This window comes from Novosphingobium sp. ZW T3_23 (assembly GCF_044987305.1).
GTDB lineage: Bacteria > Pseudomonadota > Alphaproteobacteria > Sphingomonadales > Sphingomonadaceae > Novosphingobium.
The window spans coordinates 1-16,009 of the sequence record NZ_JBJDRF010000032.1 but is presented as its reverse complement, the minus strand read 5'-3'; the positions used below and the strand labels follow the sequence as shown (position 1 = coordinate 16,009).

The 16,009-nt window shown below is 66.7% G+C and carries 5 protein-coding genes; 1 reads left to right on the top strand and 4 read right to left on the bottom strand.

Annotated features, from left to right (window positions below; translation table 11 throughout):
- Positions 1 to 157 precede the first annotated feature (157 nt).
- The gene (locus tag ACI3K3_RS16185; protein ID WP_404915448.1) at positions 158 to 667 is read left to right on the top strand and encodes a hypothetical protein; all 510 of its coding nucleotides are present in this window, start codon (positions 158 to 160) and stop codon (positions 665 to 667) included.
- A 47-nt stretch (positions 668 to 714) separates the two neighbouring features.
- On the opposite strand, the gene ACI3K3_RS16180 is transcribed toward ACI3K3_RS16185, so the two are convergent.
- From ACI3K3_RS16180 to ACI3K3_RS16165, 4 genes are all read right to left on the bottom strand, one after another.
- On the bottom strand, positions 715 to 1,926 hold the full coding sequence (locus ACI3K3_RS16180) for an HlyD family type I secretion periplasmic adaptor subunit (protein WP_404915446.1): 1,212 nt from the start codon (positions 1,924 to 1,926) through the stop codon (positions 715 to 717).
- Positions 1,923 to 4,079 (bottom strand): type I secretion system permease/ATPase, encoded by a 2,157-nt coding sequence (locus ACI3K3_RS16175; protein ID WP_404915444.1) that lies wholly within the window; start codon positions 4,077 to 4,079, stop codon positions 1,923 to 1,925. The genes ACI3K3_RS16180 and ACI3K3_RS16175 overlap by 4 nt, the downstream gene beginning before the upstream one ends.
- Positions 4,072 to 5,553 (bottom strand): TolC family protein, encoded by a 1,482-nt coding sequence (locus ACI3K3_RS16170; RefSeq protein WP_404915442.1) that lies wholly within the window; start codon positions 5,551 to 5,553, stop codon positions 4,072 to 4,074. The genes ACI3K3_RS16175 and ACI3K3_RS16170 overlap by 8 nt, the downstream gene beginning before the upstream one ends.
- Positions 5,554 to 5,592: 39 nt before the next feature.
- The coding region (locus tag ACI3K3_RS16165; RefSeq protein WP_404915440.1) for an Ig-like domain-containing protein at positions 5,593 to 16,009 on the bottom strand (10,417 nt) is incomplete at its 5' end.

Sequence of the window (16,009 nt, the reverse complement as noted above, 5' to 3'; positions counted from 1 at the left end):
GCTGACCGGAACCCTTGTACGCAAGCGTGTTAGTTTTCGCGAACATACGGCGTAGCGTCCGGATCATCAGGAGAAGCACGGACCACTCTCAAGAGCGACTTACCAGCGCGGCCTGTTCCTGTACTTTTGAAGCGGGGGCAGAATGCGGAGATAAGTCATGGAAAAGCCCGATGTCTTCTTAGGCGCTGACGGAGAGAGCGACCGCCGCTCCTTCCTGACGGCCTGCGGAAAATATTCGCTGCTGGTCCCGCCGACCATGACCATGCTTCTCTCCACCACGTTAACCTCACCCGCAATCGCGAAGTCCGGAGGACAAGGAGGCGGGGGCGGAAGCTCGGGCGGTGGGAGCGGAGGCTCCGGCGGCAGTTCAGGCGGAGGTGGAGGTGGCGCCGGCGGCTCGGGCGGTGGCGCAGGCGGTTCGGCAGGCGGGGGCGGCCTCGCGCGCGCCGAGGACATCTGCAACACGGGCGAAAGCTCGACCGAAACGCTGGGTGATCGGACTCAGCTGGGCGCGGGACAGGATGCCGAACTGCGCGCCCGTACCTGGAAGGCCACATGTTGCAGCGACCCGGAACCCAAGGTCCGCAGGCCGTTCCTCGCCCGCGTGCAAGCCAAGCTGGGCAAGACAAGCGGCCAAGTCTCGAATTCGGCCTGCCAGCGCGTATAGTGCGTTTTCTAATGAGGTGGGATCACCTGGCGCGTTAGGCCAAAGCCCTAGCGTTCGCGCATCGCCTCCTTGGCCTTGTTGATCGGCTTCATCAGATACTGAAGGATCGTCTTGCGCCCGGTCCTTACTTCCACCGTCGAAACCATGCCCGGCATGATCGCATATTCATGACCGTTCTTTGCGCGCAGCGTCGAACGCTGCGTTCGCACATAGACCCTGTAGTAGACCTGATCGCGATGGACCTCGTCCTGCAAGGTGTCGGGCGATATCCTGTCGACCGTTCCGGCCAGGCTTCCGTAGATCGATGGATCATAGGCCGTGATCTTGACCGTGGCGGGCTGACCGGGGCGGATGAAGGCGATGTCCCGTGGTGAGATGCGCGACTCTATCAGGAGCTGGTGCTCCAGCGGCACGATCTCCATCAGCGAGCCGCCCGGCTGGATAACGCCGCCGATGGTCGTAACTTCCAGGTTCTTCACGATCCCGCGCACCGGCGAATAAAGCACCGTGCGATCGAGCTGATCGCGGCGACCGCCGATCACTTGCGCTACCTGATCCAGTTCGGCGCGCGCCTTGGCATAATCAGCGCTGGCATCGATGACATACTGATTGCGCAACGAATCCAGCTTGGCCTGGATCTCGTTCTCCTGCCGGCGCAGCTGGATGATCTCCACCTGGTTCGCCGCACCCAGTTCCACCAGCGGCTCGGTCATGGCAAGCTGACGGCGCGTGAGGGCCAGCGACTGGCGCAGGCTGGCCGTTGCGACGTCCAGGTTCTGTCGGCGCGAGCGCATCAGCTCCATTTCGCGCGCCATCAGGCCCGGTGTAGCCTTGACCGTCGCCGGAAAATTCGGACTGCCGCCGTTGATCTCCGCTTCCAGCCGCGCCGCCGTGGCTTCCAGCGCCCGCGCCTTGGCTTCCGCCTCGCCCAGCATGGAACTGAAGCGCGCGCGGTCAAGCGTGGCCAGTTTCTGGTGCGGCTTCACTATATCGCCTTCGTGGACGAAGATGCCGTTGACGATGCCTCCTTCCAGGCTCTGGATGACTTGAGAGCGCGACGGCGGCGTGACCTTGCCGGGACCCACCGCCACTTCGTCGAGCACCCCGAAATAGCTCCAGACGAGGAAGGCCAGGATGCCCACGGAGAGGATCGGAATGATCCGCAGCCGCCCGACCGTGCGCAGCCAGCGGCTGTCTTCCTCTCCCCGAAGGCCTTCCAGCAGGCCGCTTCCGGCAGGTGCCTGGGAGACTCCGTTCATGCCTGTTTCTCCCGAATACCCGGTCCGGGGGCAGCCGGTCCGGCGAGAGTGCGAAGCACCTGCTCCTTGGGTCCGTCCAGCGCGATCCGGCCGGAATCGATGACGATCACGCGGTCTACCAGTTCCAGAAGCCCGGGCCGGTTGGTGGTCACGATCAATGTTCGGCCTCGCAACCATTGCCCGAGATTGGCGACCAGGGCCCGTTCGCTGATATCGTCCAGCGGCGCCGAGGGTTCGTCCAGCAGGAGGATATTGCTGTTGCGCAGCAGCGCGCGGGTGAGCAGCAGCGTCTGCCGCTGCCCCCCGGAAAGCCCCGCACCGCCCTCCTGAAGCAGAAGATCCAGGCCTTGCGGCTGGTTCTGGACAAGGGACAGCCCCCCGGTGACTGCCAGGGCGTGAAGTATCTGCTCGTCGCCGATCCCAGGCGCGCCGATCATCAGGTTTTCCCGGATCGTGCCCAGGAACAGTTGCGCGCCCTGGCCGAGGTAGGCGGTGTCTCTCCGGACATCGACGGGGTTGATCAGGGTAAGATTGGTGCCGTCCAGCAGAACTTCGCCGCTCGTGGGCCAGGCCAGCCCCGAAAGCAGCCGCAGCAGCGTGGACTTGCCGGCACCGATCCGCCCGAGCAGCGCAACGCGTTCTCCTGCCCGGATCGACAGCCGGTCGACCTTCAACGCCAGCGGCCCCTCGGGCTCGTAGGCATATGTCAGATCTTTCACTTCGTAGTAGCCATTCAGCGCCGGGCGGCGCAGCAGCCCGCGTTCGGGATCGTGATCGACCGGCTTTCCGAACAGGTCCTCCAGCCCGATCATCGCCACCCTGGCGTTCTGCCAGCGCGTGAAGATCTGGCCGAACGGCACGAACAGCACCAGTGCCCGGCTGGTGAGGATCGAGCAGGCGATCAGCGCGCCCATGGTCATGTTGCCTTCCATGACCTGGAATGCCCCCGCCACGACCACGGCGGTATAGGCAAGCTGTTGCAGCGTCTGGGTCCAGTTGACGAACAGCGCGGAGAGAAAACGCTGCTCGGCCCCGACGCGGGTTCCGGCCAGGGTCAGGCGTTCCCACAAGGACTGGAAGCGGGCTTCGGCCTGGGCGGACTTGATTTCATCGATGCGCTCGATCGATTCCACGAGAATGGCGTTCCGCAGCGCGCCTTCGCGCATACCCTCGGTCGCCAGTCGCGCCAGCGGGCGTTGCAGCAGCAGGCCGGGTAGCAGGATCAGCGCCGCAGCCCCGATCAGCACGAAGGTAAGCTGCCCGGCCAGGAAAGCGAACAAGACCAAGAACAGCAGGATGAACGGAAGGTCGATCATCGCCGAGACGGTGGTGGACGTCAGCATTTCGCGAATTTGCTCGACATCGCGCAGTTGCGAGATCAGCGCACCCGTCGATCGCGGCCGGGCATCATTGCGGATATCCAGGGCGCGGGCGAAGATGCGCGAGGAAATGGCCATGTCCGCCCGGCGGCCGATCCGGTCCACCAGTTGCACGCGCGCGGTGCGCAGCATCAGTTCCAGGAACAGTGCCATGCCCGTGCCAAGGGCCAGCACCCAAAGCGTCGGGATCGATTGCGCCGGAATTACGCGATCCCACACCTGCATCGCGAACAGCGAGGTGGCGAAAGTCAGGAGGTTGCCGAAGACCGATCCCAGCACCACTTCGCCATAGCCGCGCCGGTCGGCCATGATGATATCCCATAGCCACGAACGCGTCGGAGCCCGCAGGAATTCGTCCAGCCGCGCATCGCGAGAGCGGGTGGACAGGGGTTCCACGAAGCCAACCCGGCCGGTGAGGCGGGCCCGGAACGTTTCGAGCGGTATTTCCTTGGGAGCGTCGTGCCGCATTCCCGGCATCGAGACCCTGACGCTCTCCCCGTCTCGAGAATGAAGTATCGCCGCGTTCTGGTCGTTCAGTTCCACGATCGCCGGGAGCAGGATCTGCGGCACATCGTCTATCGCCATGTTCACGATCTGGAAGTCCAGGCCGGAAAGACGGGCGGCGTGGACCAGCGTCTTCTCCGCATCCAGCCCTTCGGACCAGTAGAGGCGGTTCGCCAGTTCCTGCGCGCCCACCGGCACGCCTTTCAAGGTGCCGAGGGCGGCGACCGCGGCGGTCCAGGGGGGCTGGACGATATCGGCACTGTCAGCCATCGATGTCTTCCTCTTCACGCAGACGGGCAGGCAGGCCGAGCGAGGGCCGCAAGGTGCCGCTGACGTTCTCGAACCGGACGCGCGCTTCCATGATGTCGTATTCCGCGACGATGCGGGCGCTGGCCGCGCGGTAGATTTCCAGCTGCGTGTTCAGCAGTTCGGTCAGCGTCCGTTTGCCCAGCTTGTATTCCTCGAAGAAGATGCGGCTGGCGGTGACGGCCTGCTCTTCCTGATGGGCATAGGCCGAAATCCGGGCTTTCCCCGCCCGGATTTCCTGCCGGGCGGAGAGCGCCCTGCCCCGTGCTTCGAGCACGGCAGCATCGCGCGTCGCTTCCGCCGCGCGCCGGTCTTCCTCGGCCGCTTCGATCAGATAGTGGTTGCCCCGGCGATAGAGGTCGCCGGTCACGGTCACCATGCCAGCGAAGGAATTGTCGCGCGTGTTGTAGGTATAGTTGTTGCGCGTATAGCCGAGCTGAAGGCCAAGCCGGGGATAGCGTTCCGCTTTGGCCTGGCCGATCTTGGCGGCGGCGGCCTGCTCGGCCTGTTCGGTGGCGACCACGGCGGGGAGCTTGTCATAGTCGGGCTCGTCATCGCCCGTCTCGAAGCGGGAGACTTGCGCGGCCGGGTCTTCGTAGCTCTGCGGCAGATCGCCGATCAGGTTGAGCAGGCCGGACTGGGCGACCGCAAGTGCAGTCTCTGCCTGGATCGCTTCGCCGCGCGCGCTTTCCACGCGCACGTCGGCCAAAAAGAGGTCCGACTTATCGGAAACGCCCGCGTTCACCCGTAGCCCGATCAGGTGGCGCAAGTGTTCGAGTTCCTCCACCTGCTTGCGCGCTTCGATCGAGAGCAGTTCGAAACGCTTGACCTGAAGGAAGGAAAGAGCGCCCTGCTCGGCGAGTTGATCGGCCACCGATTCCAGTTCGTACCGCCGCTGCCGCATGGTGGAACGGGCTGCGCCGATCTCTCCCTTCGAACGTCCGAAATCCCAGACCTGCTGTTGGAGATAGACGCTGGGACCGGCCATATTTTCATTCAATCCGGATGTATTTCTGCCGGACAGCATATTCGGGCCCAGGTTGGCCTGATAGGAAACCTGCGGATACCAGGCGGACTTTGCAGCGCCGAGGTCAGCCCGCCCCCTGGCCAGTGCAGCGTTCGCCCTCGAAACTTCGGGGTGACGCAGCAAGGTGAGCACCACCGCATCGGACAGGTCGAGCCGTGCCGGGACTTTCGGAACGTCTGTTTCCTCTCCTTCCAACGCCATGGTGGATGGCGGCACCGACGCGGGCGCAATGGGTTCAGGTCCCGCCGGAACGCCGGGCGAAGCCGCCGATCCTGTGCCGAGCGGCGGAAGTTCGCCCGAGGCGATCACCTCATTTCTGTTGTCCAGTTCCTCTGCGTGACATCGGCTTCCCACAATTCCCAGGACGGCTATTCCCGCCGCCCCGGCGACCTTCCACTCCGTAAACGCCATGCTCCCCTTTCATAACCAGATCGGTGGCAGCAACTTCGATCAGACGACGACCATCACCGGGTGATCCACGAAGATGTTGGTCGTGCCCAAAGAGTAGTGATTGTAAGCTTCTCCGTTGATGAGGGTCTGTCCCTGGAAGACCGCGCCCGTCATCGTGACGCTGTCGTTGGCATCGCCGTTGATCGTCAGCTGGTGGCTGCTTTCGGTAGCGCGGATGACGCCCGCTTCCGTCAAGTTGATGCGTCTTCCCGCATCGCCGATGCCCAAGTTGATCACCTCTATATTGCGGATGTTGGTGGCCGTTCCCAAGTCCAGCACTTGTCCGGTGCCGCTGTCGATAAGAAGTGTATCCGTTCCGGTTCCACCATCGATCAGCGTGTCCGCCGCGTCATAGACCAGGGTATCGTTCCCCGCGCCGCCGTTCAGCGTATCAGCACCGGCCCCGCCGCGCAGGAAGTCGTTGCCGTTCCCGCCGTTGAGCGTGTCGGCTCCGGCATGGCCATAGAGGCGATCGTTGCCCGCCGTTCCGTTCAGCGTATCGTTCCCCGTCCCGCCTTCGATCACATTGGGCGAACCGCTGGCGTTCAGCAGACTAAGGTCGAGCAGTGTTCCCGTGGACGAGGTGGAGGTGCGATCCGTCGTGTCGGTGGCTGTGATGCTGATCGAATTCAGGAGGTCCACGCCCAGCGTCGATACGTTCTGCTGGAAGTGTACCGTGTTCAGCAGTTCGTTGACCGCCAGGTTATCGACCGTGCCGCCGCCGATGGCGGTGATCGTCAGGGTCGAGGTCGGCGCGATGATACCCAGCAGCCCCGCCGTATTGCTGACGGAGATCTGCAGGCCCAGCTCCGCCGCGAGCGCCGTCGAGGCAGTCAGGGTATAGGCCCCCAGGCTCAGCGCTAATAGCGGCGCGTAGCGGACCTGCACGCTTCGCAGGTTGTTGTTGGGATCGACAGCCGTCAACGACTGGGTGTTGAGATCGATCAGGCTGAGCGCCTCGACGCCGATCAGCCCCAGCAGTGAAGTGCCGCTGGCCTGGACGATCGGCGCCTGCGCCGGGACGGCCGCTATGCTGACCGTCTGCGAGGCGCTGTTGCCGATGTTGCCGGCAGCATCCACCACGCGTGCCACCACGCTGTGGGAACCGACGCCCAGCGTTCCGGCGCCGTAGAACCAGGTCGCGCCCGAGGAACCGGCATTCACCCATGCGCCGCCGTCGATCTGCACCTGCACCTGTTCGCCGCTTCCGAGGGCAGCGCTCAACGTGCCGCCGATGGTCGGGGTGGTATCCTGAGTGCTCCAGTCACCCCGCGTGCCGGTGTCGGTGGTGAGCGTGGTGATGGCGATGGTCTGGGCCGGAGCCGCCGCATCGACGGCCAGCCCGTAAGTGTTGGACGAAGCGCTGGCATTGCCCGATGCGTCCACCGCCACGGCCGTGAAGCTGTGCGAGCCATTGGCGATCGCAGCGCCGGGCGTGAAGTTCCAGTTGCCCGACGCATTGGATGTCGTGCTGCCCAGCAGGACATTGCCGTCGTAGATCAGGACTACGGTATTGGCCGAGGCCGTTCCGGTGAGTTGCGGAGAAGTGTCGTTCGACAGGCCGCCGTTCGGAATGACTCCGGTGTTCTGGGGCACATCGTCCAAGATGCTGGTGATCACAGGCGCAGCCGGACCCGTGAGATCCACCGTTATGGCAAACCCGGCCGAGGGGGCGCCGGGGTTTCCGGCCGCATCCGTCGCAACGGCGGTGAAGGTGTAGGTGCCTTCTGTAAGAGCCGTGGCCGGGCTGAAACTCCAGTTGCCGGTGGCATCCACCTGGGTGGTGCCGATCGCGGTTCCATTGGCCAGGATGGTCAGGGTGGATCCTGCCTCGGCGGTTCCGCGAAGGAGCGGCACTGCGTCGTTGGTGGTGCCGCCGTTAGCGATGGGGCCCTGCACCGTGCCCACGTCGTCGGTCACGCTGGCGATCACCGGAGCACCCGGTCCGGTGGTATCGACGCGTACCGTATAGGCCGTGGATGCGGCGCCCTGGTTGCCGGTGGCATCCGTCGCGCGGACGGTGAAGCTGTGGTTGCCTTCGCCCAGCGCCGTGGCCGGCGTGAAGCTCCAGGCGCCGGTGGCATCCGCGGTGGTGGTGCCGATCTGCCCGCCATTGTCGTAGACGGTGATCAGCGCATTGGCTTCGGCGCTACCGCTGATCGTTGGCGTGCCGTCGTTGGTTGCGCCGCCACTCGCGACCAGCCCGGTTTGAGGATTGGTATCGTCGTTCGCGGCCGTAATCACCGGGGCGACCGGCGGGGTGGTGTCCACGGTGAAGGCATAAGGCGCGGACGTGCCGCTGACATTGCCTGCCGCGTCCCTGGCGGTGGCGGTGAAGCTGTGCGGTCCATCGGCCAGGGGCGAAAGCGGCGTGAACGTCCAGGCGCCGGCGCCGCTTGCCACTGCGGTGCCGAGCAGCGCGCCGTTGTTGTAGATGGAGACGGTGGAATTCGCCTCCGCCGTGCCGCTCAGGACCGGCAGGGGATCATCGGTCAGTCCATTGGCGACAATGGCGCCGGGCACGCCGACATCGTCCACTGCGCCGGTAATGGCCGGTGCGACGGGCGCGGCGATGTCCACCGTCAGGTTGACGGACGCGGAGGGCCCGCTCTGGTTGCCCACCGCATCGGTTGCGGTTGCGGTGAGGACATGGGGGCCGGGATCGAGCGGCGTAGTCGGCGTGAAGCTCCAGGCGCCGGAGCCATCGGCCGTTGTCGTTCCCAGCAGCGTCGTGCCGTCGAAGATCGAGACGGTGGTGTTCGGATCGGCGGTGCCGGACAGGGTCGGCTGAGTGTCGTCCGTCTGCGCGTTGGCGGCAAGACCGCCCTGCACCGTGCCGATATCGTCCGAGACCAGGGTGATCGCGGGCACGGCGGGAGGCTGGATATCGACATTGACGGTGAACGGACTGGATGCCGGGCCCGCCGTTCCGGCCGCGTTGGTGGCGACGGCGGTGAGGACATGCCCTCCCTGCCCCAGTACGGACGTGGTGATCGTCCATGCGCCGCTCGCGTCGCTGACGGTCGAGCCGACTACCGTCGCGCCTTCGTAAAGCGTGACCACAAGATTCGCGCCGGCCGTGCCGCTGACGGTGGGTTGGACGTCGTCCGTGGTGCCGCCGTTGACTATGGCGCCGAGGTTCGGCGCGGCGTCGTCGACTGCGCCAGTGATCGTCGGGGCCGTCGGCGTGACCGTGACGATGTTCAGCGTATAGGGCGCCGAGAGCTGGCTGACGTTACCGAAGGCATCGGTGGCGGTGACGGTAAAGCTGTGCAGCCCATCAGCCAGCGCGGTGGGCGGGGTGAAGCTCCACGCTCCGCCCGTCGCCGTCGTGCTGCCGAGCAGGGTCGTACCATCGTAGATCGAAACGGTCGAACCTGCCTCCGCGATTCCCGACAGGGTGGGCGTGTTGTCGTCGGTTCCGCCGCCGCTGGCGACACCGCCGACCAGCCCGCCTGCATTGTCGTCGGCGTTGGTGATCGCGGGATTGGCCGGAGCGGTAGTGTCGATCGCCGCCGTGGCCGAGAGCGAGGGATTGCCCGCCGCATCGCGCGCGATCACGGTCACCGTGTCGGCATCGGTGAACGGCTGCGTGGGCGTGTAGGTCCAGTTTCCGGCACCGTCCGCCAGCGTCGTGTCGGAGCCGCCGGGGAAGCTGATGACGATGGTGGCGTTCGCTTCCGCCGTGCCGGTCAGGACGGTCCCGTTGCCGGCATCGACCAGCGGGGTCGGCGGCGCCGTGAGGTCGACCGTGAAGGCCACGGCATTGCCGCTGATGCTCTCCACGTTGTTGGCCGTCGCGGTGGCGGTGAGGCTGTGCCCGCCCTCGGTCAGTGCCGTGGTCGGGATGAGACTCCATTCTCCGGTCGCGCTGCTGGTGGTGGTGCCGATGACGTTGATGCCATCGTAGACGGTGATGACGACGTTGGGGTCGGCGGTCCCGGAGATCACCGGCAGAATTTCATCGGTCGAGATGCCGTTGACGATCGGGCCGGTCACCAGCCCCTCGTCGTCGGCGATCGTGACGATGACCGGGATGTTCGGAGGCGTCGAGTTCGTGCCGTAATCGACCGCGCCCAATCCGGGATCGGAGGCGTTACCCGCCGCATCCGTGGCGATTGCCGTCAGCTGAGCGCCATCGTTCGGACGCGTGGGCAGGGTTATGCTCCACTGGCCCAGACTGTTGGCGGTGGTCGTGTAGCTGCCGCCGCCCGGAACGGTCAGCGTGATCGCCGCACCCGCTTCGCTGTCGCCCATCACGGTGATGCCGTCGCTGGTCATGATCGTGGGGGCATCGGGAGCGTCGGTGTCGATGGTTACCGTTTGGATACCGGAAAGGCTGCTCTCATTGCCGGCCGCATTGGTGGCGGAAACGGCGATGGTATGCGGACCGTCAGGCAGGTCGGCGGTGTTGAACGACCAGGCGCCGGTCGGTCCTGAGACCATCGTGTCCACCTCCACGCCGTCCACGTAGAGCGTGATCAGCACATCGGGATCGGCCGTGCCCGAGACGAGCGGGCTGGGATCGTTGGTGGCGCTGCCGCTGATGGGTGCTGCCGTCCCGCTCTCGTCGTTCTCGATCGCGGTGATGGTGGGTGCCGAGGGCGTGCCGGTGAGCACGGTGAAAGCCAGCGCCGCGCCACCGGTGCTGGTGTTTCCGGCCAGGTCGGTCGCGGTGACGGTGATGCTGTGCGGACCGCCGGAGAGCGGGTTATCGGGCGTTGCCGTCCAGTTCCCGGCCGGGTCTGCCTGCACGGTGGCGATCAGATCCAGGCCGTCATAAATCCGGACCGTCGCATTCGCCTCGGTGACGCCTGCGAACACCGGCAGGGTATCGTCGGTGGTGGAGCCGGACACGATGGCACCGGTAAAATCGCCCTGATCGTCCGTGGCGGTGAAACCCGGGGCGGTGGGGGCGGCAAGGTCCACGAGAACGGTGGTGGGCGTGGAGCCGTTCCCGGCAGCGTCGATCGCCGTGACCGCGATTGGCGTCAGGGCCGGATTGCTGCCCGGAATGGCATAACTCCACGCACCGGCGCCATCGACGGGGACCGTCACCGGCGTTCCGCCCAGACCGATCACGATGCTGACCGATCCATTCGGTTCGGCCGTTCCGGAGAGCGTGCCAGTGCCGTTGGTGGGGTTGACGAACGGCGAGGCTGGCGGTGACGCGTCGACGGTGAAGACGAACGGCGGCGACTGCACGCTGCTGTTGCCCGCCGCATTGGCGGCGCTCACGGTGATGCTCTGCGGCCCGTCTCCGCCAGTGGCGAGTTCATAGGACCACGCGCCGGTAGGCGAGGCGTTCGCGGTGCCGACGAAAACACCGTCGGCGTAGATCGAGACGACGGCATCGGGATCGGCCGTACCGACGAGAGTCGGCGTGACATCGTTCGTCAGCCCGCCGCTGGCAAACGGATCGGTATTGCCCGGCGCATTGTCGTTGGCCTCGGTGATCGTCGGCACGCCGGGGACCGAGGTATCGACGGTGATCGCATAGCCGTCAGAAAAGACGCTGGAATTGCCCGCGGGGTTGGTGGCGATGGCGGTGAAGGTGTGCGGCCCTCCGTCGAGAGCGCCGGTAAGGTCGAGGCTCCAGTCGCCGCTGCCGTTCGCCGTGGTCGTGCCCAGCAGGGTGCTGCCGTCGTAGACGCGCACCGTGGCGTTCGCACCGGCCGTGCCGACGATCGTCGGCAGGGTGTCATTGGTCAGCCCACCGTCAGCGACGTTGACCACGGGGCCGACATCGTCGGTGACGCCGGTGATGACGGGGGTGACGACCGGGCTGACGTCCACCGCGATATCGTAGGCGGCGGAGGCGGGGCCGGGATTGCCGAGCGGGTCCGTGGCGGTCGCGGTGAAGGAATGCGGCGTTGCGGTCAGCGCCGTCGTCAGCGGCAGGGTCCAGGCGCCGTCGCTTCCGGCCACCACCGTGCCGACAAGCACGCCGAAGTCGTAGACCCGGACGGTCGAGCCCGGCTCGGCGGTGCCGGCGAGTTCGGGCAGGACATCGTCGGTCGTGCCGCCGTTGGCGACCGTGCCGGTCAGCGAACCTTCGCTATCTATGATCCTGTCGATGCTGGGTGCCTGGGGCGGGGTACGGTCGATGATGATCGTATCCGTGCCCGAGACGTTCCCGGCGGCATCCACGGCAGTGGCGATGACGGTCGCGCCGTTGTCCAGCGTCGTGCCAGGCGTATAGGTCCAGACGCCGGCGCCATCGGCCTGGGTCGTGTCGTCGACCGTCCCGTCGCCATTCAGGTCGAGTTGGATCGTCGCGTTGCCCTCGGCCGTTCCGGTCAGGATCGCTCCCGCACTCGGCGCGATGATCGGCGCGAGCGGGGCAGTGGTGTCGACCGTCAGCGTGAACGTGCCCGAAAGCCCGCTGGTATTGCCGATGGCGTCGGTCGCCGTCGCGGTGAAGACATGGGGGCCTTCCGAAAGCGCCAGGGTGGGCGAGAACGTCCAACTCCCCGCCCCGTCCACGGTCGCGAGCCCCGCCGCCACACCGTTGTCGAACACCGTCACCGTGCTGCCGACAGCGACCGTGCCGCTGAGCAGCGGATGGACGTCATCCGTGGCCGCGCCATCTCCGAGCGTGGCCAGCGGCCCGACATCGTCGGTAGCGGACAGGATGGCAGGCGGCGGCGGCGGCGTGGTCGAGACCGTAAGCTGGAACGGCGCCGAGACCGCGCTGGGAACGCCCGCCGCGCTGGTGACGCTGGCGGTGAAGTTGTAGGTGGCATTGCCCAGCGCGGCCGCTGGGGTGAAAGTCCATACGCCGAACGGGTCCGCCGTCACCGTTGCCGCGAAGGCGCCGTTCTGGAGGATCGTGACCACCGCGTTCGGATCGGCCGTGCCGGTCAGGACCGGCCGCGTGTCGTCCGTAGTCGTGCCACCGGCGAAATTGCCCTGCACCGAGCCGGTGTCATCGAAGCCCGATGTGAAGACCGGTGTCGTTGGTACCGCGCTGTCCACCGAAAGGAGGAACGGCTCGGACGGCGTGCCTGCATTGCCCGCCGCATCGGTGGCGAGGAAAACGATGCTGTTGCTGCCTTGGGGCAAGGCCCCCGGCGGCGTGAAAGTCCAGGCGCCGCTACCATCGGCACCCGTGGTTCCCAGCAGGGTGCCGTTGCTGAAGACCGAGATGGTGGCATTGGGCTCCGCCGTGCCGGTGAAGGTCGGCTGCGTATCGTCCGTGACGCTGCCGGTGACGAGCGGATCGCGTACCGCGCCGACATCGTCCGTAACCGTTCCCAGTATCGGCGCCGCCGGTCCGGCATTGTCGACCACCAGCGTAAAGCTGGCCGGATCGCTCTCGTTGCCGACCGCATCGGTAGCGGTGATGGTGAGCGTGTGGCTCCCCTGCCCCAACGGCGCCGTGGGGGTCACCGTCCAGGCGCCGGTTCCGTTCGCCTGGGCCGTGCCGATCACGGTGGCGCCTTCGTAGAGGGTTATCACCGCGTTGGGTTCGGACGTGCCGGTGAAGGTCGGCTGCCCGTCGTCGGTCGAGCCACCGTCCACGATCGGATCGCGGATGGCGCCGATGTCGTCAGCGACAGGCCCGAGCGTCGGTATGGGCGGCGCTGCGGCATCCACGGTGCCCGTCGCGGCTCCGGACGTGTTGCCGGCAGCATCGGTGGCCGTGGCCGCTATGGGCCCCGTTCCAAGCGGCAGCAGCGGCGTATAGGTCCAGACACCGGAGGCGTCGGCCTGGGTGCTCGTCTCGAACACGCCATCGTTGTTCAGATCGAGATTGACGGTCGCATTGGCCTCCGCCGTGCCGCTGATGGTCACGCCGTTGGAGGGGTTGACCACCGGCGCCGGAGGCGGCGCGGTATCGACGATGAGATCGAACGCGGGAGAGGGCTGGCTCTCGTTGCCGATCGCATCGGTGGTCGTGACTGTCAGGCTGTGGGGGCCATCGAGAAGGGGCGCGGGAGGCGCGAAAGTCCAGATTCCCAAGGCACTGGCGCTGGTCGTGCCGAGCAGCACGCCGTTGTCATAGACCGAGACGAGGACGTTAGGCTCCGCCGATCCCGTCAACGTCGGCTGCGTATCGTTGGTGGATCCACCGCTGGCGACGACACCCTGTCCGGGGGCGGCATCGTCCGTCACCAGGCCCAGGACGGGGATCGGCGGCGGGGTGGAATCGATGCTGTCGTCCACTGCAACGGTGGCCGGGGCCGTGGCATTGCCGGCCGCATCGACCGCAACCACGCTGACGGTCGTACCGTCCGGCAGGGGGCTAGCAAAAGTGACGCTCCACCAGCCGCTCGCATTGGCTGTGGCGGTCTGGTCGGGCGTGCCGTCGCCGTTGGTATCGACCAGCACGGTCGCGCCGGCTTCGGTCGTCCCGGTTAGCGTGATGCCGTCGGTCGGGTTGAGCGTGAGGGTCGCGGGCGCCGCAAGGTCGACGATGACGCCGTACGTCACCGAGGGGCCACTGACGTTGCCGGTTTCATCGGTGGCGGTGACCGCGAACTCATGGGGGCCTTCCGCCAGCGCGGCGGTGGTGAGGGTCCAGTTGCCCGAGGGATCGGCTGTCAGCGTACCGATCAGGGTGGCGCCGTCGTAGATATTGACGGTGGAGCCCGGCTCGGCCGTACCGTTGATCGTGAGCGTCGCATCGTTGGTCACGCCGCCGCGCGCGACCACCCCCGTGCCGGCTTCCACATTGTCCACGATCTCCGTGATGCCCGGAGCGAGCGGTACGCTGGCGTCCACCGCGACGGTTGCCGGCGGCGAAGCATTGCCGGCTGCGTCGGTCGCCGTCACCCAGATCACGGTGCCGTCGGGCACGGCGCTGCCGGGTATGAAGGTCCAATTGCCCGAACCGTCGACTTGCGCGAAACCGTCGGGAACACCGTCTCCGGTCGTGTCGATGCCTACGGTGGAGCCCACTTCGGCGGTGCCGGAGATCATCGTCCCATCGGTAGCGCGTACGGTGGGTGCGGCGGGCGCGCTCGTGTCCACCGTGAAGGCGAAGGGCGCGGAGGCCGCGCCGCGATTGCCCTGCGCATCGATCGCCACGAAGGTAAGCCTATGGGCACCCTCGCCCAGCGGGGTCGCGGGCGTGAAGGTCCAACTGCCGTTCGCGGCGACCGTGGCCGTTCCGATAAGGCTATCGTTATCGAAGACCTCGACGGTCGAGCCCGGCTCGGTGGTGCCGCCGAAGGTCGGCGTCGTGTCGTTGGTGGCGCCATCCGGAAGGAGCGGCGCGACCACCGGATCGGAATCGTCGCTAGCGCCCGACACCACGGGGGGAACCGGCGGCGTGGTGTCGATCGCGGAATCAACCGTGGCGTTTCCGGCTCCGGAGACGTTGCCGGCCGCGTCGGTGGCGGTGGCGCCGACCACCGTGCCGTCACTCAGCGGTGTTGGCAGAGTGACACTCCAGGTGCCGTCTTCCCGCACGGTGGTCGTAGCGTCGGCCACGCCGTCGCCATCGGTATCCACGCCGATGGTGGCGCCCGCTTCCGCCGTGCCGGAGATCGTCGTGCCGTCGGTGGGATCGAGCACTGGCGCGGCAGGGGCGGCCGTATCGATCGAGAAGTCATAGGCCGGCGAGGCAGCACCGGGATTGCCCGCCGCGTCGGTAGCCACGAACGTCAGACTGTGCGGCCCCTCGCCCAGCGGCGCGGCAGGGGTAAAGGTCCAGGTTCCATCCGGGCCGACCGGGGCCGTGCCGATCTGCGTCCCGTTATCGAAGATCGTTACGGTGGAACCGGCTTCCGCCGTGCCGCCGAATGTCGGCGTCGTGTCGTTGGTGGACCCGCCCTGGGCAAGGCCATCGGTCACCACCGGCGGTGCCGGAGGGATGGTGTCGGTCACCACGGTCACGCTGCCCGCCCCGGAAATATTGCCGGCCGCGTCGGTAGCGGTGGCAGTGACCACCGTACCATTGCCCAGCGCCGCCGGAAGAGTGACGCTCCAGGTTCCATCGGCGCCCGCCGTGGTGGTCTGATCGGCCACGCCGTCGCCATTGGTGTCCACGCCGATCACGGCGCCCGCTTCCGCCGTGCCGGAGATGGTGGTCCCGTCGGTCGTATCCAGCACCGGAGCGGCAGGTGCGCCGGTATCGATGGTCAGCCCGAAGGGCGCCGAGGCCGGGCCCTGGTTTCCGGCTGCGTCGGTCGCGGTGAAGGTCAGGCTATGCGCGCCATCGCCCAGCGGCGTCGCGGGCGTGAAGGTCCAGGCGCCGTTGGCCCCCGCCGTGGCCGTGCCGATCCGGGTGCCGTTGTCGAACACCGTGATCGTGGCCCCCGCCTCTGCGGTGCCGCTGAAGGTGGGCGTCGCATCGTTGGTCGAACCGCCGGAAACGATCGCTCCCGTTACCGGAGCCGCGTCGTCGCTCGCGCCGTTTACCACCGGCGCGGTGGGCGCCGTGGTATCAGGTGGCGGATTGGTGCCGGGA

What these genes read in the sequence shown, in the direction of transcription:
- ACI3K3_RS16175 (WP_404915444.1), bottom strand. Translation starts at nt 4,079, where the DNA reads ATGGCTGACAGTGCCGATATCGTCCAGCCCCCCTGGACCGCCGCGGTC.
- ACI3K3_RS16185 (WP_404915448.1), top strand. Translation starts at nt 158, where the DNA reads ATGGAAAAGCCCGATGTCTTCTTAGGCGCTGACGGAGAGAGCGACCGC.
- ACI3K3_RS16170 (WP_404915442.1), bottom strand. Translation starts at nt 5,553, where the DNA reads ATGGCGTTTACGGAGTGGAAGGTCGCCGGGGCGGCGGGAATAGCCGTC.
- ACI3K3_RS16180 (WP_404915446.1), bottom strand. Translation starts at nt 1,926, where the DNA reads ATGAACGGAGTCTCCCAGGCACCTGCCGGAAGCGGCCTGCTGGAAGGC.